Here is a 286-nt window from a genome sequence, read left to right as displayed (position 1 = left end):
ATGGAAATAAAGTACTGGAAAATCTAAGGGTTTGCCCGATATTAGAAAAGATGCCTTTAGATTTATATAGTATTAGAAAAGTAGTAAAAGTAAGGAGAGCAGCCAATGAAAAACATGATGAGAATCCTGGTAGCAATCGCTATCATTGTAGTTCCCTTAACGGTTTTTTCGACAGCAGAAGCCGCAGGAACAGAACCCCTTGTATCGGTAGAATTAAGGAACTACTTAGGCAATAAAAGCAGTATTACAATTCACCCCTCAGCATCGTATCGTCTTAAAGATGAGG

1 protein-coding gene is annotated in these 286 nt (G+C 38.1%); it reads left to right on the top strand.

Annotated features, from left to right (window positions below; translation table 11 throughout):
- Nucleotides 1-105: 105 nt before the first annotated feature.
- Nucleotides 106-286, top strand: a 181-nt coding sequence (locus N7568_RS22995; RefSeq protein WP_261612040.1) for a hypothetical protein, incomplete at its 3' end; no start/stop codon positions are given.

The sequence above is a fragment of the Paenarthrobacter aurescens genome, assembly GCF_025421775.1.
Lineage (GTDB): Bacteria > Actinomycetota > Actinomycetes > Actinomycetales > Micrococcaceae > Arthrobacter > Arthrobacter aurescens_B.
This window is presented reverse-complemented; position numbering and strand designations above follow the sequence as displayed.